Source organism: Pseudomonas khavaziana, from assembly GCF_019145205.1.
Lineage (GTDB): Bacteria > Pseudomonadota > Gammaproteobacteria > Pseudomonadales > Pseudomonadaceae > Aquipseudomonas > Aquipseudomonas khavaziana.
Map to the genome: position 1 here is coordinate 101,858 of NZ_JAHSTT010000007.1, position 21,180 is coordinate 123,037.

Consider the following 21,180-nt stretch of genomic DNA (forward strand, 5'->3'; position numbering starts at 1 on the left):
TCGCGAGATACGGGGCATTTTTATTTCCAGGCCTGCACGAATGGTCAGTACTGGTTGGGCTCCATTTCCAGCTCGACCTTGAAGCGCTGGAAGATATCCTGCTGGATACGCAACGCCAGGTTGGCAATCTCGCGGCCTGTGGCGGTGCCGTAGTTGACCAGCACCAGCGCCTGCAGCTTGTGCACGCCCGCATCGCCCTCTCGAAAGCCCTTCCACCCTGCCTTGTCGATCAGCCAGCCGGCGGCGAGTTTCATTTGCCCGTCGGTCTGGGGGTAGGCCACCAGGTCCGGGTACTGGCTTTTCAGCTCATCAGCGAGGGCCTGGGATACCAGCGGGTTCTTGAAGAAGCTGCCGGCATTGCCCAGCTCTGCCGGGTCGGGCAGCTTTTCCCGGCGAATGCTGCAGATCGCCCGGCTGACATCGCTTGGCGTGGCGTCGGTAATACCCTGGGCGGCCAGGCGTTGTTGTACCGGGCCGTAGTCAAGTTTCAGCTGGCTGGCGCGGCTGAGGGCAAAGCGTACTCGCAGGATCAACCAGCGCCCGACCTCATGCTTGAACAGGCTGTCACGGTAAGCAAACCTGCATTCGTCCAGGCTGAAATCCCGCAGCTCGCCGGTCTGGCGATCCAGGGCGATGAGGCCGGCGAACACATCCTTGATCTCCACGCCGTAGGCACCGATGTTCTGCATCGGCGCCGCACCGACCGTGCCGGGGATCAGGCTGAGGTTTTCCAGGCCGCACAAGCCATGATCAAGAGTCCACAATACAAACGGGTGCCAGGCTTCGCCCGCTTCGGCTTCGACGACCACGTGCACGCCATCGTCGTGCACCACGCGAATGCCTTGGGTGGCCATGCGCAATACCAGGGCAGGCACATCCTGGGTCAGCAACAGGTTGCTGCCACCGCCTATCACCAATAGCGGCAGTGCTTGCGCGGCGGCGTAGGCCAACGCCTCGCGGACATCCGCATCACTGTGGGCCTCGGCAAACAATTGAGCGCGCACATCAATGCCAAAGCTGTTGAATGGCTTGAGCGATACCTGCGCAAGCACTTGCAAGGTCATAAGCGCCCCTTCAATTCGATCACCAATAAATCGCAGGCGCGCTCGATCAGGTCCAGGACCCGCTCGAAACCTTGCTCACCTTCATAGTAAGGGTCTGGCACCTCGTCCACTTCGCCGTCAAAGCGATGCAGGAACAAATCCAGTTCTGCCTTGCCCTGCCCCGGCTGCATGGCCTTGAGGTTGCGCAGGTTGCTGTGGTCCATGGCCAGGATCAGGTCGTAGCGCGCAAAGTCAGCGCGGCTGACCTGCTGGGCACGCTGGGATGACAAGTCATAACCACGCGCCAGTGCCGCACGTTGGCTGCGCTGGTCCGGCGGGTTGCCGATATGCCATTCGCCGGTGCCGGCAGACGCCACTTCAACCTGGCCGGACAAGCCTGCGTCGCGCAATTTATGGCGTAACACGCCTTCAGCGGTTGGCGAGCGGCAGATATTGCCCAGGCATACAAACAGCACTTCCATCAGGCGCCCAGCAGGCGACGGACGCGCTCCAGGTCTTCCTGGGTGTCGACACCTGCTGGCGGCGCCTCCAGGGCATCGCTGACATGAATGCGCACGCCGTGCCACAGGGCACGCAGTTGCTCCAGGGATTCGGTGTTTTCCAGCCAGCAAGGCCCCCAACTGACGAAGTCATGCAGGAAACCAGCCCGATAGGCGTATATGCCGATGTGGCGGCGATACGGCACGCCTTCCGGCAATACGTCGCGATTGCTGGCGAAGGCATCCCGCGCCCAAGGCAGGGTCGAGCGACTGAACGTCAGTGCCAGGCCATTGATGTCGCTGACCACTTTCACCACGTTCGGGTTGAACAGCGTTTCAATATCTTCGATCGGTTCGGCCAGGGTCGCCATGCGGGCTTCGCCATGGGCCGCCAGGTTGGCGGCAACCTGGTCGATGACGCTCGGCGGGATCAACGGCTCATCGCCTTGTACGTTGACCACGATGGCATCTGGTGCCAAACCGAGCTGAGTGGCCACTTCGGCCAGGCGATCAGTGCCGGAGTTGTGGTCTTCACGGGTCAGTACCGCTTCGGCACCAAAGCCTTTGCACGCAGCGATGATACGTGGGTCATCGGTGGCGACCACCACGCGCTCGGCGCTGCTTTTGCAGGCTTGTTCCCACACCAGCTGAATCATCGGTTTGTCGCCGATCATTTGCAGCGGCTTGCCCGGCAGGCGCGTCGAGGCATAGCGCGAAGGAATGACAACGGTAAAGGCGGTGGTCATTTATCCAGGCGCTCATCGGTGGTCAAGGTACGGGCTTCGCTTTCGAGCATGACCGGGATGCCGTCACGGATAGGGTAAGCCAGGCCGGCGCCCTTGCTGATCAGCTCGGTCTTGTCGGCGCTGAGCTTGAGCGGGCCTTTGCAGATCGGGCAAGCGAGGATATCGAGCAGTTTGGTGTCCATGAGTGTTTCCTGGAAAGAAGCGTTTTAAGGCAAGAGACGGTCGGGCAGCAGACGCATCAGCTGCGTGTCGAACCAGGCGACGAACGCCGGTGACGGCACCGCATCCACCGCAAGGTACCACCAGTCGGGCTGGGCAAAGGCGCGGCACTTCACCGCGTCCTTTTCGGTCATGACCAGCGGCAATGACGGGGTAAAACTCAAGACCTCGGCGCTGTAGGGCGCGTGGTCGGCAAAAGCATGGGGTATCGGCTGCCAGTGTAGCGTTTCAAGGGTATTGAAGAAACGTTGCGGATTGCCGATGCCAGCGACTGCATGCACCTGCTGGCCCTCAGGAAAGTAGGCTACCGGCTGGCGCTCGCCACTGTGCAGGTTGATCAGCGCAGTGGGTTGCAGGCGAAAGGCAAAGCCATCTTCACGGTCCGTCGCGGCACCGTTATACAGCAGCGCATCGACACTCTGCAGGCGCTCCACCGGCTCGCGCAACGGCCCGGCAGGCAGGCAGCGTCGATTGCCAAGCCCGCGGGCGGCATCGATCAGCACCAGTTCGAGATCGCGGGCCAGGCGGTAATGCTGCAAGCCGTCGTCGGAAAGAATCAGGTCCAGGGGTTCACTGGCCAGCAGGGCCTTTACCGCGCGACTGCGGTCGGGGTCGATCATCAGCGCTACGCCGCTGCGCTGTACGATCAGCAAGGGCTCGTCGCCGGCCACGTCGGCGCTGTGGCTGGCCTCGACCCGCCACGGCAGTTGCGGTGGCTTGGCGCCGTAGCCACGGCTGACCACACCCACGCGCAAACCGCTGCGCCGGCAGTGTTCGATCAGCCACAGGATCAACGGCGTCTTGCCAGTGCCTCCTACGGTGATGTTGCCGACCACCACTATCGGCACCGGCGATTGATAGATCTCGCCCTCGCCCGCCACAAAGCGCGCACGCTTGCGTTGCACTACCCGGCGATACAGTGACTCCAGCGGGCGCAACAACACCAGCGCCGGATGGCCCTCGTACCAGGCCTTGAGCAAACGATCGGACATGGCCATCAGGGTGGGCTCGCCGCCTCGACGGTGGTCATGCGCAAATGACTGAAACCGAGCTTGCCGGCCGCGTCCATGGCGGTGATCACGGCTTGGTGCTGGGTCTTGCCGTCAGCGCTGATGGACAGCGGCAACTGGGTGTCACCACCGGATTCCTTCTGCAAGGCTTCCATAAGGCTGGCGAGGTCGTTTTTCTCCAGCAACTGATTATTCACCGAAAACACGCCATCGGCGCTGATGGCGATATCCAGTTGCTTGACCTGCTGGTCCTCGGCAGGCGAACCGCTCACTGCTTCAGGCAAATCGACACGCAGCTGGGTTTCCCGGGTGAAGGTGGTGGTCACGACAAAGAACAGCAGCAGGATAAACACCACGTCGATCAATGACGCGAGGTTGATATCGACATTTTCCCGTTGCTTGCGGCGAAATTTCACGCTTTGCCCTCGACCAGGTCCACGTCACGGTCGCCCTGCACCACTTCCACCAGCTTGATGGCTTCCTGTTCCATGCCGACCACCAGCTCATCGATGCGCCGTTGCAGGAAGCGGTGGAAGAACACCGCGGGAATCCCCACCATCAGGCCCGCAGCCGTGGTGATCAAGGCCTTGGAAATACCGCCGGCAAGTACCGCCGCGTTGGTCGCCATGCCCGCGCCCATGAACGAGCTGAAAATGTCGATCATGCCCAGCACCGTGCCGAGCAGGCCGAGCAGCGGTGCCATGGCGGCGATGGTACCGAGGGCGTTGATGTAACGCTCCAGCTCATGGATCACCCGCGCAGCCGCTTCCTCAATGCACTCTTTCATGATCTCGCGACCATGCTTGGAGTTGGCCAGGCCGGCGGCTAGGATTTCACCCAGCGGCGAATTGGCGCGCAGCTCCTTGAGTTTTTGTTTGTCGAGCTGCTTGTTCTTGATCCAGCCCCAGACTTGCCCCAGCAAGTGCTCGGGGGTGACGCGACTGGCGCGCAGGGTCCACAGGCGTTCGGCAATGATGCCGAGTGCGGCGATGGAGCTCAGAATGATCGGCAACATCATCCAGCCGCCGGATTTGACCAATTCCCACACAGTGAATGTCCCCTCAAAAAAGTGCGCCACTTTACCATATAGGTTCGGCAGCGGGGTTCGTCGGCTACAGGCCCGCCCGTCGCGGCCCAGAGTCTTTGGTAACGCCGGATTACGGTAACGGTTCGCGCCAGAACCTGCGTTGACTGCGCGCAACAGTCGGTGGCAGGAACGTTCCCAGGCGCAGGCGCACAGCGCCTTGTTCAGCGCTGTCATATACCCGACTGCCCAAGGCCTGATAGCGCTCCATTACTTGTGGATGAGGATGGCCGAATGCATTGCTGCGCCCACGGGAGATCAGCACCGATGTCGGCACCAGCCGCTGCAGGAAGGGCCAGGACGAAGAGCTGCGGCTGCCATGGTGCGGGGCCTGCAGCCAATCGGTGGGCACCGCCAGCGGCGAGGCCAGGAATGCCTGTTCGGCGACGCGATCAATATCGCCGGTGAGCAGCAGGCGTTCGCCATTGGCCTCGACCTGCAGTACGCAGGACTTCGGATTGCCATCAATCGCACCGGCCCATTGCCACAGTTCAAAGGCCACGCCATCCCATTCCCACCGCTCGCCGCTGGTACAGGGCTGGGTACCGAGAAACCCTGGCAGGCCTTCGGTTTCGCCGCCCACCACGCGCTTGACGGGCAGCCCCCGGGCCACTGCCGCCGCACCGCCGGCATGATCGGCATCAGCATGGCTGAGCAGCATCATGTCCAACTGCCCTACCCCGAACTTTTTCAACGACGGCAATACGACCCGCGCACCCTGGTCGACAGGCCCCGACCGGGGCCCGGCGTCATAGAGCAAGGAGTGATGGCGGGTGCGCAGGATCAGCGCCTGTCCTTGGCCGACATCCAGCTGCACCACGTCCACCTGCCCATGGGGTATCGACTCCCTGGGTGGAAACACCGCCAACAACAGCATGGGCCAGCCCAATAACCGAAACGGGAGGCCCTTGGGCAATAGCAAAATCACTGCGCCGGCCAGGCTCACCAGCCAACAGCCCAGAGGTACTTCGGCCGGTATCCAGGCGGGCAGACGCACGGCAAGCAGCGCCAGGCCCTTGAACAAGCCGTCCAGCGCACCACCGGCCAACCACAGCAAACCGTCGCCGGCCAACGGCACCCACAGCAGCGCCGTGCCCAGCAGCGCCAAGGGAAGAACCACCAGGCTGATCCATGGCACGGCAACCAGGTTGGCCACGGGTGCACTGAGGCTGATGGGCAAACCCAACACCAGCAACAGCGGGAACAAGCCAATGGCGATCAACCACTGGGGACGCGTCCAGACCTGCCAGGCGCTCCACGGCCCCAGGCGCCCGCTGAATGCCAGGACCAGCGCTGCGACCGCCGCAAACGACAGCCAGAAGCCCGGTTGCAGACTGGCCAGGGGCTCAAGCACCAGCACAGCGTTCAGCGCCAGCAATAACGGCCACCACACACCCAAGTGACGAAAGCGCAAACGCCACAGCAACACCAGGCCCACCATGACGCAAGCCCGCTGCACCGGCACGCCGAACCCCGCCAGCAAGCCATAAGCCAACGCCCCGGCAAATGCCAGGCCGCACGCCCACGGCAGCCAAGGCCAGGTTCGGGGCCAGCCCCCACGGCGCGCCAACAAAGCGATCAAGCCGTAGATCAACCCCGCCAGCAAGCCAATGTGCTGCCCGGAAATTACCAGCAGATGCACCGTGCCGGTGTCCTGCAACACCTGCCAATCATCCGGCGCCAGCCCGGAACCGTCGCCCAGTACCAATGCAGCCAAGCCCGCCTCGCGGCCCTGGGCATCCACGGCCAGCAGGCGCTGGCGGACAGCGTCGCGCCAGGCATTGCGGGCCGGCGTCAGGCGCTCGCCGTCCTTTACCGTCGCGGTGGCGCCGATACGCTGGGCCAGCAGCCAGGCCTCATGGTCAAACCCGTGGAAATTAAGCAGGCCGGCAGGCCGCTTCAGCGTCAATGCCAGGCGCCAGCGCTCCCCGCTGTTAACCGTGGGCCCGCCGTGCCAGGACACGCGAATGCGCTTGGGCAGCCGCGCAGCGCGCGACCGGCTGTCGGCCAGTTCGAAGCGCACGCTTGTGCCCGTCTGCTGCGGCAGGCCGATGACACGCCCTTCGACCCAGCGCGTCTGCCCATCCAGCACCGGGCGCAAGCGGTCATCCAGCGCCCACTGCGCACTGATACAGGCCCAGCTCAAACCGAACAGGAAGAACGCCCCGGGATAGGTGCGAAAAGGCAGCAGCATCAACGCCAGCACCAACATGGCCAACACCCCTGCGCCAGGCGGCAACGCAGGTAACCAACGCAACGCCAGTAGCCCCAGCGCCAAGGCCAACATCGCTGTTTTCATGGATCATCCTTTTCCACTGATCCATCCAGTCTTAGCTGGCTGACCGGCAGCGCCTATGATGTTTTGTCACAAAGTCTGAATTTTCTGTTTATAGAATCCGGGCATACTTGCCTCTCAAATTGACCTGGACCCCTTATGCCCCGGCGCTTATTCAAACGGTACATGCCCGATCCCAGCAGTATCAGGGAACATAAGTCATTACAGTTTCTTGGCACCCTGCTGCATGATCCGAACCTCTGGCATCTGAACCGACACTCAGTGGCTCGCGCCATGGCGGTGGGTTTATTTGCGGCGTTTATACCGATTCCGTTGCAGATGCTGCTTGCGGCAGTCCTGGCGATCGTCGTGCGCGGCAATATGCCGATCGCCGTCAGCCTGGTGTGGCTGACCAACCCGATCACCATGCCGGTGGTGTTTGTGTGTACCTACATGACCGGCGCCTGGCTGATGAACGTACCGCCGCGCAGCCTGCCCGATAACCTCACATGGGAATGGATCAGCGGCCAGCTGAGCACGCTCTGGCAGCCGTTCCTGCTGGGTTCGGTGGTGCTGGGCCTGGTGTTGGGGGCGTTGGCCTATTGCTTGACGATGACGTACTGGCGCTGGTGGGTGGCACACCAGTGGAAAAAACGTAAATTGCGTCGGCGCTGAAAAGCTAACGCGCCAGCAGGCGTAGATGCACCCGCAGGCCCAGCCCGGTATTTTCCGCCCATAAGCGCCCGCCCTGGCGCTGCACGGCGTTGCGGGCGATGCTCAGACCCAGGCCGAAACCACCATCGCCGGGCCGCGAGCCGTCCAAACGGGTAAAAGGCGCGAAAATGCGTTCCAAATCCCGCTCATCAATACCGCCGCCCTGATCCTGCAGCCAGATATGCCAATAATCCCCCTCGCGACACCCGTCGAGTTGCACGCAGCCATCGTCGGGAGAGTGGCGTATGGCGTTGCGCAGGATATTTTCCAGGGCCTGGGCCAGTGTGTTCAGGTTGCCACGCACCCAACTGTCAGTCGGCAACAGGCACGGCAAGCGCGACGCCGGCCAGTGGCTTTCGAAACAGGCGTTTTCGCGCAACATGTCCCATAACGCCTGCATCTGAATGTTTTCCTGGGGCAGCGGCGCTGTTTCGCTGTCGAGCCAGGCCAGTTGCAGGCTGTCTTCCACCAGCCGTTGCATAGCGTCGATTTCCCGGCCCAGGCGCTCACGCAAACGGGCCGGGTCTTGCTCGCTATCGCAGGCCACCCGCAGGCGGCTCAACGGCGTACGCAGTTCATGGGACATGTCGCGCAGCAACTGCTGCTGCAAGCGCACCGTGCCTTGCAAGCGTTCGGACATATGGTCAAAGGCGCGCCCCAACTCTCCCAATTCATCCTGGCGGCTGGTCGCGTCACGGGACATCCGCGTATGCAACTGGTCCGCACGCCAGGCATTGGCCTGCTCGCGCAATTGATTAAGGGGCATGATCAGCAGCCGATAGAGGCCGATGCACAGCAACAGCGTGAACAGGCCCGGAATCACACCGTTGGTGACCACTCGCCAGAGCAGTTGATAACGCCCCGGCATAAAACGTTGTGGCAACTCGATCACCAGCGAGCCCACACCCGAATCGACCGGAAACGGCACTTTCATCCAGGGCAACCCTATGACATGCCGGCTGACCGGCCAATCCAGACCGCGCAAAAAGGTCAGGCGCTGGCTTTCCTTGTCACTCAGGGGCTTGCTGCCGAGGGATTGCAAATCGTTGCCGATCACGCCAACCCAGGTGGTTTCACGCTTGGCCATCAGTTGCAACCAGGCGTCCACCCCGGCGCGACCTTGTGTGCTCCAGGCCAGCTCGGCGCCTGCCGCATAACCACTGAGAATCTCCCGCGACTTGTCCGACAGGTACGCGCCCTGCTGCTCCATATAGCGGCCCCACGACCAACTGAGCCAGATCATCAGCAAACAGAACGCGATCAACAGGCAGGCCAGTTTCCAGAACAGCGAGTGCTTGCCCGGCAGCCGTTCAAAGCCCTTCATCATGACCGCTCAGCATATAGCCCTTACCCCACACCGTGCGCACTTCACGCTCGGTATAGCCGATGGCCTTGAGTTTGCGGCGAATCTGGCTGACGTGCATGTCGAGGCTGCGGTCATGGGGCGCATAACCACGCTGCAGCACCTGCTGGTACAGAAAGGCTTTGCTGAGGACTTCTTCAGCGTTGCGGTGCAAGGTTTCCAGCAGGCGGTACTCGCTGCGCGTCAGCCCGGCCCACTGTGCCTGGCAGCCCACATCACAGCGCTCATCATCAAAATGCAGCACCTGGGCATTCTCACGCGTCACTGCGCGCGGCGACTCAGGCCGGCGATCCAGGGCTACCCGGCGCAGGATGGCTTCAATGCGTACGCACAATTCAGCCATGCTGAACGGCTTGGGTAGATAGTCGTCCGCGCCCAGGCGAAAGCCGCTGATGCGGTCGGCTTCGGCGCCCAGGGCCGACATCAGAATCACCGGCATGGCGTGGCTCTGGCGCAAATGCGTGAGGATCGACAACCCGTCCAGCCCCGGCAGCAGGATATCCATCAACACCAGGTCAAATGCCTGGTCTCGGGCCATTTGCAGGCCTTGCTGGCCGTTGCGGCACCACGTCACCTGAAAACCACTGCGGCCGAGCTGCTCATGCACGTAGGCCCCCAACACAGGGTCATCTTCGATGGTCAGGATACTGGGTAGGCCAACTGTTGCGGGAGTCATTAGCGTCTGCAAGTCATTCTCAATCACTGATTATTCTAGATTAAATGGTTACAGGCAATCGCCACCCGGCACCGAATGGCCCGAAGATTGCCGCCTGTCATTAATTTGCGAGATTCCGGATCGTGCAAATGGCTACACTGCGCAGGTGGCGCGGGCTGGATGCCAGCGTGGATAATTGATAACAACGTAGCAGCAGGAGAGTGGCGTGCTTAGAAGAATGGGGATAAAAGGCCGCGTACTGTTGCTGACCTTATTACCGACCAGCCTGATGGCATTGGTGTTGGGAGGCTATTTCACCTGGATGCAACTGTCGGAATTGCAGAGCCAGTTGCTGCAACGCGGCGAAATGATTGCTGAACAGTTGGCGCCACTGGTGGCGCCTGCGCTGGGCAACAAGAACACCGAACTGCTGGAGCGCATCGCCACCCAGTCCCTGGAGCAACCGGATGTACGCACCGTGTCGTTCCTCGCGCCAGACCGCTCGTCCCTGGCCCACGCTGGTCCGACCATGCTCAACCAGCCGCCCACCGGCAACAGCTCGCGCTTGTTGCAGCGTACCGGCAACGACGCCACCCGCTACCTGCTGCCGGTATTTGGCCGCCATCGCAACCTGGCGGGCGAACTCATCCCGGATGAGTCTGACCGCCTGCTGGGCTGGGTCGAAGTGGAGCTGTCCCACAACGGCATGCTGCTGCGCGGCTACCGCAGCCTGTTCGCCAGCCTGTTATTGATTGCCGTCGGCCTGATGTGCACAGCTGCCCTGGCCCTGCGTATCAGCCGCACCATCAATTCGCCGATTGGTCAGATCAAGCAAGCCGTGGCCCAGCTCAAGGACGGCAACCTGGAAACCCGTTTGCCGCCGTTGGGCAGCCAGGAACTGGACCAGCTCGCGTCGGGCATCAATCGCATGGCCGAAACCCTGCAAAATGCCCAGGAAGAACTGCAGCACAGCATCGACCAGGCCACCGAAGACGTGCGCCAGAACCTGGAGACCATCGAGATCCAGAACATCGAGCTGGACCTGGCGCGCAAGGAAGCCCTGGAGGCCAGCCGCATCAAGTCGGAATTCCTGGCCAATATGAGCCATGAGATCCGCACGCCGCTCAATGGCATCCTCGGTTTCACCCACCTGCTGCAAAAGAGCGAGCTGTCGCCACGCCAGCTGGATTACCTGGGCACCATCGAAAAATCCGCCGACAACCTGCTGGGTATCATCAACGAAATCCTCGATTTCTCGAAGATTGAAGCCGGCAAGCTGGTACTCGACAGTGTGCCGTTCAACCTGCGGGACCTGCTGCAAGACACCCTGACCATCCTCGCCCCCGCCGCCCATGCCAAGCAGCTTGAACTGGTCAGCCTGGTGTACCGCGACACGCCGCTGGCGTTGGTGGGCGACCCGCTGCGCCTCAAGCAGATCCTGACCAACCTGATCAGCAACGCGATCAAGTTCACCCGCGAAGGCACCATCGTTGCCCGGGCGATGATCGAGGACGAACAGGAAGACAGCGTGCAGTTGCGCATCAGCGTGCAAGACACCGGCATAGGCCTGTCCAACCAGGATGTACGCGCACTGTTCCAGGCGTTCAGCCAGGCCGACAATTCGCTGTCGCGCCAACCTGGCGGCACCGGCCTGGGCCTGGTGATTTCCAAGCGCTTGATCGAGCAGATGGGCGGTGAAATCGGCGTCGACAGCACGCCGGGTGAAGGTTCGGAATTCTGGATCAGCCTGAACCTGCCCAAGACCCGCGACGACGTCGAAGACCTGCCCGCACCCCCGCTGCTGGGGCGCCGCGTGGCCGTGCTGGAGAATCACGAACTGGCGCGCCAGGCCCTGCAACATCAACTGGAAGACTGCGGCCTGGAAGTCACTCCGTTCAACACCCTGGAAACCCTGACCAACGGCATCACCAGTGCACACCAGACCGAACAGGCGATCAGCCTGGCGGTGCTCGGCGTCACCGCCAATGACATTCCGCCCGAGCGTCTCAACCAACACTTGTGGGACCTCGAACACCTGGGCTGCAAGGTCCTGGTACTGTGCCCGACTACCGAGCAGATGCTGTTCAACCAATCGGTGCCCAACCCCAACAGCCAGTTGCAGGCCAAGCCCGCTTGTACACGCAAGCTGCGCCGCTCCCTGGCCGACCTGATCAGCCCGCGCCCCTCGCGCAGCGAACCGGGAGAGCCGCTGTCCAGCCGTGCGCCACGGGTGCTGTGCGTGGACGACAATCCGGCCAACCTGCTGCTGGTACAAACCCTGCTGGAAGACATGGGCGCCAAGGTGCAGGCGGTGGAAAGCGGTTATGCGGCCATTGATGCGGTGAAGCAGGACACCTTCGACCTGGTGTTGATGGATGTACAAATGCCCGGCATGGACGGGCGCCAGAGCACCGAGGCCATCCGCCAGTGGGAAAGCGAACGCCACGGCACGCCGCTGCCAGTGGTCGCTCTCACGGCCCACGCCATGGCCAACGAAAAACGCGCCTTGCTGCAAAGCGGCATGGACGACTACCTGACCAAGCCCATCAGTGAGCGGCAATTGGCCCAGGTGGTGTTGAAATGGACCGGCCTGGCCCTGCGCAACCAAGGCCCCGAGCGCGTCAGCGACGGCCTGGCCCAGGGCGTGCAACTGCTGGTGCTCGACCACGAGGAAGGCCTGCGCCTGGCCGCCAACAAGGCAGACCTGGCCGCTGACATGCTCGCCATGCTGCTGGCCTCCCTGGAAGCTGATCGCCTGGCAATCACCCTCGCCCGCGAAGCCAATGACAACCACGCCCTGATCGAACGCGTGCACCGACTGCACGGCGCCACGCGCTACTGCGGCGTGCCGCAATTGCGCGCAGCCTGCCAACGCGCCGAAACCCTGCTCAAGCAGGATGATGCCAAGGCCATGGCCGCGCTGGATGAACTGGACATGGCAATTGCGCGGCTGGCCAGTGAAGCGAGGGTCAGCGCCTGACGCAATTCCATGGATAACACCACTCAAAATGTGGGAGGGGGCTTGCCCCCGATAGCGATGTATCAGTTACAGATATTTCGACTGACACACTGCCATCGGCAGCAAGCCCCCTCCCACATTTAGTCAGCATTTCCAACGTGTAAATTGCAGGGAGCCTTCTTGATGCGCGTCATTCTGTTCAGCAGCCAAACCTACGACCGTGACAGCTTTCTCGGAGAGCCGTGCCCCCAGGGCATCGAGCTGCAATTCCAGCCCGCCCGCCTCAACCTCGACACCGTAGCCCTGGCCGAACACCACGAGGTGGTCTGCGCCTTTATCAACGACGACCTCAGCGCGCCGGTGCTGGAGCAATTGGCCAAAGGCGGCACGCGCCTGATCGCCCTGCGTTCGGCCGGCTACAATCATGTCGACTTGCCGGCTGCCCAGCGCCTGGGCCTGACCATCGTGCGCGTGCCCGCGTATTCGCCCCACGCCGTGGCCGAACATGCCGTCGCGTTGATCCTGGCGCTCAATCGGCGCCTGCACCGGGCCTACAATCGCACCCGCGATGGCGACTTCAGCCTGCATGGGCTCACCGGTTTCGATTTGGTCGGCAAGACCGTCGGCGTGGTCGGCACCGGACAGATCGGCGCCACCTTCGCCAAGATCATGGCCGGCTTCGGCTGCCGGCTGCTGGCCCATGACCCTTTTCCCAACCCCCAGGTCCAGGCCCTCGGCGCCCGTTACGTGAGCCTGCCCGAATTACTGGCCGAGGCGCAGATCATCAGCCTGCACTGCCCGTTGACCGTCGACAGCCAGCACCTGATCAACGCCCGCTCCCTGGCGCAGATGCAGCCCGGCGCGATGCTGATCAATACTGGGCGCGGTGGCCTGGTCGATACCCCGGCGCTGATCGAAGCGCTCAAGGAGGGCCAGTTGGGTTATCTGGGGCTGGATGTGTACGAAGAAGAAGCCCAACTGTTTTTCGAGGATCGCTCGGACCTGCCCCTGCAAGACGACGTGCTCGCCCGCCTGTTGACCTTCCCCAATGTGATCATTACCGCGCACCAGGCATTCCTCACCCGCGAGGCCCTGGCAGCGATTGCCGGCACGACGCTGGCCAACATCGCGGCGTGGGCCGAGGGCCGGACGCAGAACCGGGTCGAGGGATGATCAGCGGTCACATACCAGGCTCATGATAGGCCGGCACCCGTGATAGGATGCCGCGCCTATTTGGAGGATCCATGGCCGAACACGATTTCCGCTTCAGCTTGCTGAGCCCGCAACACACCCTGATCGAATGCCGCGCCCTGGTGCCGGGCCGTTACCAGGTCACCGGCATCGGTGGTTCGATCAAACATGGCGACGTGCTGATCGTCACCTTGCGCGGCAGTAAAACCTTGTCGATGCGCCTGACCGTCGAAGGGGATGCGCGCTACTCCATCCGCCCGGCCGGCCAATGGGTCGCCATGGCCCAGGGGCCGAAGTTCGGTGAGCTGGAGATTCATACCTGGAAGGTCAATTGCGACAGCTGCGACACCGTGCTGGAATTTGAATTTGCGGTGGAAACCAAGCTGACCAAGGAGCCACTGCAGCCGGCTGCCAACGCACGCATCAAAGAACTCGGCTGGGCCAGCGAAGGCGACAAGCACCGCTGCCCGAAATGCCAGCAGGCTGCGCAATGAAAGGCGCGTTGTTGCTCGGCGCAATCGGTATGGGCCTGGCCGGCTGCGCCGCGGATGGCGCGAAGCTGGAGCGCGATCACAGCTATGTGGTGGAATGGATCGGTGAACGCCCACTGATGGACTACGCCCACCTGACCGTCACCCTCGGTGCCGATGGCCGTGCCTATGGCAATGGCGGCTGCAACCACTGGTTCGCGCCGTACACCGTCGAGGGCGACAAGCTCAGCTTCGGCCAGATCGGCAGCACCCGCAAACTCTGCGCCGAGGCCCTGATGGAGCAGGAGCAGCGCTTCTTCCAGGCGCTGCAAGGCGTGCAGCGCTGGGACATCTCGCCGATCGAACAGACGCGGTTCTGGCCGGCCGAGGGCAAGCCGATTCGCTTGTGGCTTGAAGAAGGCTGATATCCCCAATCTTCGGATTGATGGGATCTCAATGTGGGAGGGGGCTTGCTCCCGATAGCAGTGTGTCAGTCAATACATCAATTGACTGTTGCACCGCTATCGGGAGCAAGCCCCCTCCCACACGTTCTCTGAGGTGTTGCTTTAACCGCGCAGGGCCTTGAGCTTGGCCAGCACCCCTTCTGCGGTCTGTTCCCCCATCAACTGCTCCCGCACCTTGCCCTTGTCATCGATGATATAGGTCACCGGCAATGCCTCGCTGCGGGGAATCTCGAAGATGCCATCCGGGTTCTGGGCCAGGACCGTAAACTTGATCCCCAGCTTGTCGCTGGCGGCCTTCAATTCCTCGCCCTGCACATTGTCGAAGTTGACTCCGAACACCCCCACACCCTGCCCCTTCAACTGCTCGGCCAAGGCATTGAGCTCGGGGATTTCCGTGCGGCACGGTCCACACCATTCGGCCCAGTAATTGACCACCAGCCACTGCTTGTCCAGGCGTTCGGCCGCCACTTTCTGGCCGTATTGGTCAACGCCGTAATCGTTACCGCAGCCGCTGAGCAGCAGGGTTGTGATGATCGCCAATGCACCGATCAGTCGCCTTGTCATGGGGTATTCCTTCGCAAAAATGAACATGGGCTGCGGCCTATCGCCTCTTACGGTTTAAGGACAGGCGCCAGCGCAGGTAGAATACCCGCCACCTTACGTAAGATGCGACCCGCACATGACCGATCTGACGCTTTATCACAACCCGCGCTGCTCGAAATCCCGCGGTGCGCTCGAACTGCTGGAAGCCCGTGGCCTCGCCCCGACCGTGGTGCGCTACCTGGAAACCCCACTGGACGCGGCGCAAATCAAGGCCCTGCTGGAAAAACTGGGGATCAGCGCCCGTCAGCTGCTGCGCACCGGCGAAGACGAATACAAGACCCTCAACCTGGCCGACGCCAACCTCAGCGAAGCGCAATTGATCGCCGCCATCGCCGCCCATCCCAAGCTGATGGAGCGCCCGATCCTGGAAACCGCCGATAAAGCCATCATTGGCCGCCCACCCGAGAACGTGCTGGAGATCCTGCCGTGAGCGCGCCCTATGTGCTGGTGTTGTATTACAGCCGCAATGGCTCGGTGAGCGAGATGGCCCGGCAGATTGCCCGCGGCATCGAACAAGGCGGCATGGAAGCGCGGCTGCGCACGGTGCCGGCGATTTCCACCGAGTGCGAAGCCGTGGCGCCGAGCATTCCCGATGAAGGCGCGCTGTATGCCAGCCTGGATGACCTGAAACACTGTTCGGGCCTGGCCCTGGGCAGCCCGACCCGTTTCGGCAACATGGCCGCGCCGCTCAAGTATTTCCTCGACGGCACCAGCAACCTGTGGCTCACCGGCGCGCTGGTGGGCAAGCCTGCCGGCGTGTTCACCTCCACCGCCAGCCTGCATGGCGGCCAGGAGACCACGCTGATGTCGATGCTGCTGCCGCTGTTGCACCATGGCATGCTGATCACCGGCCTGCCCTACAGCGAGCAGGCGCTGCTTGATACCCAGGGCGGCGGCACGCCTTACGGCGCCAGCCACCATTCCGGGCCCGACGGCAAGCGTATGCTCGACCCCCATGAAATCACCCTGTGCCGGGCACTGGGTCTGCGCCTGGCCAAGACCGCCACGCTGCTGGAGAATGGCCGTGGCCCGCAAACCTAAAATCCTGCCGCCCCAGGCGTGGCTGGAACCGCGGGTCAAGGTTGCACGGGCACTGAGCCTGCTGGCGTTTTTTGGCCTGGTGGGCTTGTTGTGCGGGTACTACCTGTTCATCGCCGACCTGCATGGGGCGCGCCCATGGGTGATCCTGCTGATCGAACTGGTGCCGCTGCTGGTACTGGCGCCAGGGATGATCATAGGTAGCGCCCGCGGGCATTCGTGGATGTGCTTTGTGGTGAACCTGTATTTCATCAAGGGCGCACTGGCGGCGTACGACCCGAACCGCCAGTGGTTCGGGGTGCTGGAGATGCTGGCGAGCCTGGCGGTGTTCTGTACGGCGCTGCTGTATGTGCGCTGGCGGCATCAGTTGAACCGGCGCCTAGCCGATTGATTTGCCCTTTGTAGGAGTGAGCTTGCTCGCGAAGATCGTTAACGATAACGCGCTTATACTGACTTAACGCGTCGTCCTCAGGTTCTTCGCGAGCAAGCTCGATCCTACAGTGATCAATGGTTGACGGTGTAAGCCAGCATCATCGACAGCTGGCACATCGGCCGCCCGCTCTCGGCATGCCACTGGTTGAATGCGCCCTGCACCGTTGCCAAATCCCGCAGGCTGGTGGGTGCCTTATCGACGATCTTCTGTGCGTTCAACGCCGCCACCACGTCATAGCTCGGCACAAACGTATCCTTGCCCACCATCCGCAGAAACCGTGGCGCCGACAGCCCGCCCAACTGGTGGCCGTGTTTGCTCAGGTATTTCCATAACCCGACGATATCAGTCACCGGCCAATCGGCGACAAACGCACCGAAGCTGCCCTTCTCCTGCTCGATATCGAGGATCATCTGCGCATTGCGCGGCACACTCTTGAGCTTGCCCAGATGGCGGATGATGCGCGTGTCCTGCATCAGGCGTTCCAGGTGCTCGGCGCCCATCAGCACGACTTTTTCCGGGTCGAAACCGAAAAACACTTGCTCGAATGCCGGCCATTTGGCATCGACCACACTGTGCTTCAAGCCCGCACGAAACACCCGTAGCGCCAAGGTCGACAGGTAACGATCATCGGGGATCTTGCGCAATTGCGCCGGGGTTTTGGGCAAAGGCAGGTGGGCTTCCAGCTTGGCCGCCGAACCGAAGCGGTTCAGACAATATTCGTGCAGCCACTTGTAATCGCGCATGCCCTCTCCTGGCAGTTGAATTGAAAACGGCGCCCGCAAGCGCCGTTTACTAGAGCCTCGATGAGGCTCAGAGGTTCACTACATTGACGAAACGCGACGCGGCCGTCTCGTCGATTTTCAAGCTGGTGAAGTCGAACAGGTTGCGGTCGGCCAACTGCGACGGGATCACGTTCTGCAGGCTGCGGAAGATGCTCTCGGTACGCCCGGGGGTCTTGCGCTCCCAGTCCAGCAGCATGTCCTTGACCACCTGGCGCTGCAGGTTTTCCTGGGAGCCGCACAGGTTGCAGGGGATGATCGGGAATTGCTTGAAGTCGGAGTACGCCTGGATGTCCTTCTCGTTGCAATACGCCAACGGGCGGATCACCACGTTGCGCCCGTCATCGGCGCGCAGCTTGGGCGGCATGGCCTTGAGCGAGCCATTGAAGAACATATTCAGGAAGAAGGTCTCAACGATGTCATCGCGATGATGCCCCAGGGCCATCTTGGTCGCGCCGATCTCGTCGGCAAAGGTGTAGAGCGTGCCACGGCGCAGGCGCGAGCACAGCGAGCAGGTGGTCTTGCCTTCCGGGATCAGCTCCTTGACCACCGAGTAGGTGTCTTTCTCGACGATGTGGTACTCGACGCCCAGTTCTTTCAAGTAGGCCGGCAGCACGTGCTCGGGAAAGCCTGGCTGTTTCTGGTCCATATTGACGGCGACGATCTCGAACTGGATCGGCGCGACCTTTTGCAGGTGCAGCAACACGTCAAGCATGGTGTAGCTGTCTTTGCCGCCGGAGAGGCAGACCATGACCTTGTCGCCGTCCTCGATCATGTTGAAATCGGCGACCGCTTCACCGGCCAGGCGCCGCAGGCGTTTTTGCAGTTTGTTCTGGTTGACCGTAAGAGTGCCCATGGCGCTTGAATCCGCTGAAGGTGTGTGACGAAAAGCCGGGTATTTTAGCGATGTCGATTACTTACATTCAATGTGGGAGCAAGCCCCTCCCACATTTGACAGGCCCAGCGGCGATTAAACCCCAGGTTTACAGCGCAATTTGCTCTAAAGGCCCTACAGTTATTCCGGTCATCACTTCCTATACTGCGACTTGAGGTCGCACACATATATCCAGACCTTTCAGGCCATGTGGCCCGTGGGCGCTCCGATGGGGGGCGATGGTAATAACGACAGGAGTGACTGGCATGATCCATCACGTCGTGGGGCTTTTTACCCATCCCGACCAGGAATGGCGGGAAATTCGTGGCGATAAGGAAGAAAGCATCGGCCACATGTACCTCACTCATACCCTGATTCTTGCGGCGATCCCCGCCGTATCCGCCTTTATCGGCACCACCCAGGTCGGCTGGGTCATCGGCAACCGCGCGCCGGTCATGCTGACCCAGGAAAGCGCGCTGTGGATGACCCTGATGTCTTACGCCGCCATGCTCGGCGGCGTGGCAGTGATGGGGGCATTCATCCACTGGATGGCGCGCACCTACGACGCCAGCCCCAGCATGGCCCGTTGCGTGGCCTTTGCCACCTACACCGCGACCCCGCTGTTTATCGGTGGGCTGGCGGCGCTCTACCCGCATATGTGGCTGGGCATGGTCGTCGGCACGGCGGCAATCTGTTACACGGTGTACCTGCTGTATGTGGGGCTGCCGACCTTCATGAGCATCGACCCGGACGAAGGCTTCCTGTTCTCCAGCTCGGTACTGGCCGTGGGCCTGGTGGTACTGGTGGCGATCATGGCTTTTACTGTCATCGTCTGGGGCTTGGGCGTAGGGCCGATCTACACCAGTTGAACAAACAAGACCCTGGGGCAAGGCCACCGCAAGGTGGCTTTGTGCGTTATGCACGACCATTCGGCGCCTGACAGATTCGGAAACACCCCACTTTGCGGCATACTGGGCGTCTCTGGAGATATGTACAGCATGCCCGAGCAACTCAATACCCGCGTCGAAGATTGTTTCCTGCAAGCCGAATCCTTTTTCAAACGAAGCTTCAAACGCCCCCAGGTCAGCCTCAAGCTGCGGGGCCAGAAAGCCGGTGTCGCGCATTTGCACGAAAACCTGCTGCGCTTCAACCCCCAGTTGTACCGTGAAAACAGCCAGCACTTTCTCAAGCAAACCGTGGCCCACGAAGTGGCGCACCTGATTGCCCACCAGTTGTTTGGCGAACGTATCCAGCCCCATGGCGAGGAATGGCAGTTGATCATGCGTGGGGTTTATGAACTGCCGCCGGATCGTTGCCATACCTATGAGATCAAGCGTCGCCAGGTAAAGCGTTATATCTATCGATGCCCGTGTGCGGACAGTGATTTTCCGTTTTCGGCGCAGCGCCATGGTTTGGTGAACCAGGGACGGCGGTATGTGTGTCGGCGGTGTCGGCAGACCCTGGTATATACCGGGGAGACACGGGTGGAATAAGGGCCTCATCGGGAGCAACTACATTCACCCAACCACCTTGGCCTGCCGCAACTCCTCTATTCGCTGAGCACTGAACCCCAACTGCGCCAACACTTCATCACTGTGCGCCCCCACTGCCACACCAATATGCCGAGGCTCTGGCAAACCTTCGGAAAACTTCAGCGGGCAGGCCAATTGCGCTTGTGTCGAGCCATCCCCCCTGGGCACCTGGCTGACCAGTTCTCGAGCCTTCAACTGCGGATGTTCAACAGCCTCCGCCAGGCTCAACACCGGTTCCACACAAGCATCCACCCCGGCGAACAGCTCGCAAAGTTCCTCAAAGCTGCGCGTCTCAAACTCCACCCGCAGGGCCTGCTTAAGAACGGCCTGCTGTTCAGGCTTCACGCTGTAGGCCGCCAGCTCCGGCTGACCCAGTGCCTCGCATAATTGCTGCATAAACGCTGGCTCCAAACTCCCCACCGACATCCAGCGTCCATCACGACTGCGGTAATAGTCGTAGAAACTCCCACCATTGAGCACATGGTTCTCCCACTCAGGCATCACCCCGCAGGCCAGGTAACCGGCCCCGGCCATGGCGTTCAGGCTGAACGAGCAATCGGTCATGCTCACATCCAGGTACTGCCCCACCCCGCTCTGTTGCCTGGCAATCACCGCTGCCAGCAAGCCCACTACAGCATGCAGCGACCCGCCTGCCACATCGGCCAGTTGTACCCCCAGCGGCAGCGGCCCGCTGTCCCGGCGTCCGGTATGGCTGGCCACGCCGGCCAATGCCAGGTAATTGATATCGTGGCCGGCGCGGTCCTTGTAAGGGCCGGTCTGGCCATAGCCGGTAATCGACACATAAATCAGCCCGGGATTGATTGCCTTGAGCGCTTCATACCCCAAACCCAGGCGCTCCATGACCCCGGGGCGGAACTGCTCGACCAGAATGTCATGTTCCTTGACCAACTCACGCACGATCTCCACCGCCTCGGCCTGCTTGAGATCCAGGGCCAGGCTGCGCTTGTTGCGATTGAGATAGGCATGGCTCGCCGACGTGCCGCGGTCATGGGGCGGCAATACGCGCAGCAGGTCCATGCGCGTAGGCGATTCGATACGCAGCACCTCGGCGCCCATGTCCGCCAGCAGCAAGGAGGCAAACGGGCCGGGCAGCAAGGTGGAAAAATCCAGCACTTTAAGAGACGCCAAGGGACCTGACATACGGACTCCATCCGGGTTGCGAATCCCCACAGACTAGGCAGCCTTGCGCCTGCCGGCAATCGTCAGA

24 protein-coding genes are annotated in these 21,180 nt (G+C 61.8%); 10 read left to right on the forward strand and 14 right to left on the reverse strand.

Features of this window, described 5'->3' with window-relative positions; all coding sequences use genetic code 11:
• Positions 1 to 44: 44 nt before the first annotated feature.
• The 8 genes from murB to KVH01_RS18070 all read right to left on the reverse strand — a co-directional run bounded on the left by murB (position 45) and on the right by KVH01_RS18070 (position 6,901).
• Positions 45 to 1,064: a UDP-N-acetylmuramate dehydrogenase gene (murB, locus tag KVH01_RS18035; protein WP_217882333.1), complete on the reverse strand. Its 1,020-nt coding sequence runs from the start codon at positions 1,062 to 1,064 to the stop codon at positions 45 to 47.
• Positions 1,061 to 1,525: a low molecular weight protein-tyrosine-phosphatase gene (locus KVH01_RS18040; protein WP_124401034.1), complete on the reverse strand. Its 465-nt coding sequence runs from the start codon at positions 1,523 to 1,525 to the stop codon at positions 1,061 to 1,063. Before KVH01_RS18040 ends, murB begins: the two co-directional genes overlap by 4 nt.
• On the reverse strand, positions 1,525 to 2,289 hold the full coding sequence (gene kdsB, locus KVH01_RS18045) for a 3-deoxy-manno-octulosonate cytidylyltransferase (protein ID WP_217882334.1): 765 nt from the start codon (positions 2,287 to 2,289) through the stop codon (positions 1,525 to 1,527). Before kdsB ends, KVH01_RS18040 begins: the two co-directional genes overlap by 1 nt.
• Complete coding sequence (locus tag KVH01_RS18050; RefSeq protein ID WP_003174668.1) at positions 2,286 to 2,471, reverse strand: Trm112 family protein; 186 nt, start codon at positions 2,469 to 2,471, stop codon at positions 2,286 to 2,288. Before KVH01_RS18050 ends, kdsB begins: the two co-directional genes overlap by 4 nt.
• A 24-nt stretch (positions 2,472 to 2,495) precedes the next feature.
• Complete coding sequence (lpxK, locus tag KVH01_RS18055) at positions 2,496 to 3,506, reverse strand: tetraacyldisaccharide 4'-kinase (RefSeq protein ID WP_217882335.1); 1,011 nt, start codon at positions 3,504 to 3,506, stop codon at positions 2,496 to 2,498.
• A complete protein-coding gene (locus KVH01_RS18060) occupies positions 3,506 to 3,934 on the reverse strand; it encodes an ExbD/TolR family protein (protein WP_043046643.1) in 429 nt (142 codons plus the stop codon). The genes lpxK and KVH01_RS18060 overlap by 1 nt, the downstream gene beginning before the upstream one ends.
• On the reverse strand, positions 3,931 to 4,566 hold the full coding sequence (locus KVH01_RS18065) for a MotA/TolQ/ExbB proton channel family protein (protein WP_043046641.1): 636 nt from the start codon (positions 4,564 to 4,566) through the stop codon (positions 3,931 to 3,933). Before KVH01_RS18065 ends, KVH01_RS18060 begins: the two co-directional genes overlap by 4 nt.
• Positions 4,567 to 4,675: 109 nt before the next feature.
• Entirely contained in the window at positions 4,676 to 6,901 is a 2,226-nt protein-coding gene (locus tag KVH01_RS18070; protein ID WP_225924270.1) for a DNA internalization-related competence protein ComEC/Rec2, read from the reverse strand.
• Between the two features lie 135 nt (positions 6,902 to 7,036).
• Here KVH01_RS18070 and KVH01_RS18075 point away from each other — a divergent pair, with 135 nt between their 5' ends.
• The gene (locus KVH01_RS18075; protein ID WP_217882336.1) at positions 7,037 to 7,552 is read left to right on the forward strand and encodes a DUF2062 domain-containing protein; all 516 of its coding nucleotides are present in this window, start codon (positions 7,037 to 7,039) and stop codon (positions 7,550 to 7,552) included.
• A 4-nt stretch (positions 7,553 to 7,556) separates the two neighbouring features.
• Here the strand turns inward: KVH01_RS18075 and KVH01_RS18080 are convergent, their stop codons facing one another.
• Positions 7,557 to 8,915 carry a sensor histidine kinase gene (locus tag KVH01_RS18080; protein ID WP_217882472.1) on the reverse strand — a complete coding sequence of 453 codons (1,359 nt, stop codon included), beginning with the start codon at positions 8,913 to 8,915 and terminating at the stop codon, positions 7,557 to 7,559.
• Complete coding sequence (locus tag KVH01_RS18085) at positions 8,902 to 9,630, reverse strand: response regulator transcription factor (protein WP_217882337.1); 729 nt, start codon at positions 9,628 to 9,630, stop codon at positions 8,902 to 8,904. The genes KVH01_RS18080 and KVH01_RS18085 overlap by 14 nt, the downstream gene beginning before the upstream one ends.
• Positions 9,631 to 9,835: 205 nt before the next feature.
• Here KVH01_RS18085 and KVH01_RS18090 point away from each other — a divergent pair, with 205 nt between their 5' ends.
• The 4 genes from KVH01_RS18090 to KVH01_RS18105 all read left to right on the forward strand — a co-directional run bounded on the left by KVH01_RS18090 (position 9,836) and on the right by KVH01_RS18105 (position 14,654).
• A complete protein-coding gene (locus KVH01_RS18090; protein ID WP_217882338.1) occupies positions 9,836 to 12,589 on the forward strand; it encodes a response regulator in 2,754 nt (917 codons plus the stop codon).
• Positions 12,590 to 12,751: 162 nt separating this feature from the next.
• Positions 12,752 to 13,741 (forward strand): 2-hydroxyacid dehydrogenase, encoded by a 990-nt coding sequence (locus tag KVH01_RS18095; RefSeq protein WP_217882340.1) that lies wholly within the window; start codon positions 12,752 to 12,754, stop codon positions 13,739 to 13,741.
• A gap of 71 nt (positions 13,742 to 13,812) precedes the next feature.
• Positions 13,813 to 14,253, forward strand: a complete 441-nt coding sequence (locus KVH01_RS18100) for a hypothetical protein (RefSeq protein WP_217882341.1) — start codon at positions 13,813 to 13,815, stop codon at positions 14,251 to 14,253.
• Complete coding sequence (locus tag KVH01_RS18105) at positions 14,250 to 14,654, forward strand: META domain-containing protein (protein WP_043046631.1); 405 nt, start codon at positions 14,250 to 14,252, stop codon at positions 14,652 to 14,654. Before KVH01_RS18100 ends, KVH01_RS18105 begins: the two co-directional genes overlap by 4 nt.
• Positions 14,655 to 14,795: 141 nt before the next feature.
• Here KVH01_RS18105 and KVH01_RS18110 read toward each other — a convergent pair whose 3' ends face one another.
• Entirely contained in the window at positions 14,796 to 15,257 is a 462-nt protein-coding gene (locus tag KVH01_RS18110) for a TlpA disulfide reductase family protein (protein ID WP_124378422.1), read from the reverse strand.
• Between the two features lie 115 nt (positions 15,258 to 15,372).
• Between KVH01_RS18110 and arsC the strand changes: the two genes are divergently transcribed.
• The 3 genes from arsC to KVH01_RS18125 are packed head-to-tail and all read left to right on the forward strand — an operon-like array spanning position 15,373 to position 16,725.
• Positions 15,373 to 15,726, forward strand: a complete 354-nt coding sequence (gene arsC, locus KVH01_RS18115) for an arsenate reductase (glutaredoxin) (RefSeq protein WP_217882342.1) — start codon at positions 15,373 to 15,375, stop codon at positions 15,724 to 15,726.
• Positions 15,723 to 16,337 (forward strand): NAD(P)H:quinone oxidoreductase, encoded by a 615-nt coding sequence (wrbA, locus tag KVH01_RS18120; protein ID WP_043046627.1) that lies wholly within the window; start codon positions 15,723 to 15,725, stop codon positions 16,335 to 16,337. The genes arsC and wrbA overlap by 4 nt, the downstream gene beginning before the upstream one ends.
• Positions 16,321 to 16,725 carry a DUF2069 domain-containing protein gene (locus KVH01_RS18125; protein ID WP_217882343.1) on the forward strand — a complete coding sequence of 135 codons (405 nt, stop codon included), beginning with the start codon at positions 16,321 to 16,323 and terminating at the stop codon, positions 16,723 to 16,725. Before wrbA ends, KVH01_RS18125 begins: the two co-directional genes overlap by 17 nt.
• A gap of 113 nt (positions 16,726 to 16,838) precedes the next feature.
• Here KVH01_RS18125 and KVH01_RS18130 read toward each other — a convergent pair whose 3' ends face one another.
• Together KVH01_RS18130 and ttcA are read right to left on the reverse strand one after the other, a co-directional pair.
• The gene (locus KVH01_RS18130; RefSeq protein ID WP_043046625.1) at positions 16,839 to 17,510 is read right to left on the reverse strand and encodes a DNA-3-methyladenine glycosylase I; all 672 of its coding nucleotides are present in this window, start codon (positions 17,508 to 17,510) and stop codon (positions 16,839 to 16,841) included.
• Between the two features lie 67 nt (positions 17,511 to 17,577).
• Positions 17,578 to 18,402, reverse strand: a complete 825-nt coding sequence (ttcA, locus tag KVH01_RS18135; protein WP_043046624.1) for a tRNA 2-thiocytidine(32) synthetase TtcA — start codon at positions 18,400 to 18,402, stop codon at positions 17,578 to 17,580.
• 284 nt (positions 18,403 to 18,686) lie between these two features.
• Between ttcA and KVH01_RS18140 the strand changes: the two genes are divergently transcribed.
• Positions 18,687 to 19,289 (forward strand): Yip1 family protein, encoded by a 603-nt coding sequence (locus KVH01_RS18140; RefSeq protein WP_043046623.1) that lies wholly within the window; start codon positions 18,687 to 18,689, stop codon positions 19,287 to 19,289.
• 129 nt (positions 19,290 to 19,418) lie between these two features.
• The gene (locus tag KVH01_RS18145; protein ID WP_217882344.1) at positions 19,419 to 19,913 is read left to right on the forward strand and encodes a SprT family zinc-dependent metalloprotease; all 495 of its coding nucleotides are present in this window, start codon (positions 19,419 to 19,421) and stop codon (positions 19,911 to 19,913) included.
• Between the two features lie 24 nt (positions 19,914 to 19,937).
• On the opposite strand, the gene KVH01_RS18150 is transcribed toward KVH01_RS18145, so the two are convergent.
• Entirely contained in the window at positions 19,938 to 21,113 is a 1,176-nt protein-coding gene (locus KVH01_RS18150) for a CaiB/BaiF CoA transferase family protein (RefSeq protein WP_217882345.1), read from the reverse strand.
• Positions 21,114 to 21,180 lie beyond the last annotated feature (67 nt).

Coding starts and splice junctions, on each gene's coding strand:
- KVH01_RS18095 (WP_217882340.1), top strand. CDS start 12,752: ATGCGCGTCATTCTGTTCAGCAGCCAAACCTACGACCGTGACAGCTTT.
- lpxK (WP_217882335.1), bottom strand. CDS start 3,506: ATGGCCATGTCCGATCGTTTGCTCAAGGCCTGGTACGAGGGCCATCCG.
- KVH01_RS18140 (WP_043046623.1), top strand. CDS start 18,687: ATGATCCATCACGTCGTGGGGCTTTTTACCCATCCCGACCAGGAATGG.
- arsC (WP_217882342.1), top strand. CDS start 15,373: ATGACCGATCTGACGCTTTATCACAACCCGCGCTGCTCGAAATCCCGC.
- KVH01_RS18145 (WP_217882344.1), top strand. CDS start 19,419: ATGCCCGAGCAACTCAATACCCGCGTCGAAGATTGTTTCCTGCAAGCC.
- KVH01_RS18040 (WP_124401034.1), bottom strand. CDS start 1,525: ATGGAAGTGCTGTTTGTATGCCTGGGCAATATCTGCCGCTCGCCAACC.
- KVH01_RS18105 (WP_043046631.1), top strand. CDS start 14,250: ATGAAAGGCGCGTTGTTGCTCGGCGCAATCGGTATGGGCCTGGCCGGC.
- KVH01_RS18080 (WP_217882472.1), bottom strand. CDS start 8,915: ATGAAGGGCTTTGAACGGCTGCCGGGCAAGCACTCGCTGTTCTGGAAA.
- ttcA (WP_043046624.1), bottom strand. CDS start 18,402: ATGGGCACTCTTACGGTCAACCAGAACAAACTGCAAAAACGCCTGCGG.
- KVH01_RS18100 (WP_217882341.1), top strand. CDS start 13,813: ATGGCCGAACACGATTTCCGCTTCAGCTTGCTGAGCCCGCAACACACC.
- KVH01_RS18075 (WP_217882336.1), top strand. CDS start 7,037: ATGCCCCGGCGCTTATTCAAACGGTACATGCCCGATCCCAGCAGTATC.
- KVH01_RS18150 (WP_217882345.1), bottom strand. CDS start 21,113: ATGTCAGGTCCCTTGGCGTCTCTTAAAGTGCTGGATTTTTCCACCTTG.
- kdsB (WP_217882334.1), bottom strand. CDS start 2,289: ATGACCACCGCCTTTACCGTTGTCATTCCTTCGCGCTATGCCTCGACG.
- KVH01_RS18110 (WP_124378422.1), bottom strand. CDS start 15,257: ATGACAAGGCGACTGATCGGTGCATTGGCGATCATCACAACCCTGCTG.
- murB (WP_217882333.1), bottom strand. CDS start 1,064: ATGACCTTGCAAGTGCTTGCGCAGGTATCGCTCAAGCCATTCAACAGC.
- KVH01_RS18070 (WP_225924270.1), bottom strand. CDS start 6,901: ATGAAAACAGCGATGTTGGCCTTGGCGCTGGGGCTACTGGCGTTGCGT.
- KVH01_RS18050 (WP_003174668.1), bottom strand. CDS start 2,471: ATGGACACCAAACTGCTCGATATCCTCGCTTGCCCGATCTGCAAAGGC.
- KVH01_RS18085 (WP_217882337.1), bottom strand. CDS start 9,630: ATGACTCCCGCAACAGTTGGCCTACCCAGTATCCTGACCATCGAAGAT.
- KVH01_RS18130 (WP_043046625.1), bottom strand. CDS start 17,510: ATGCGCGATTACAAGTGGCTGCACGAATATTGTCTGAACCGCTTCGGT.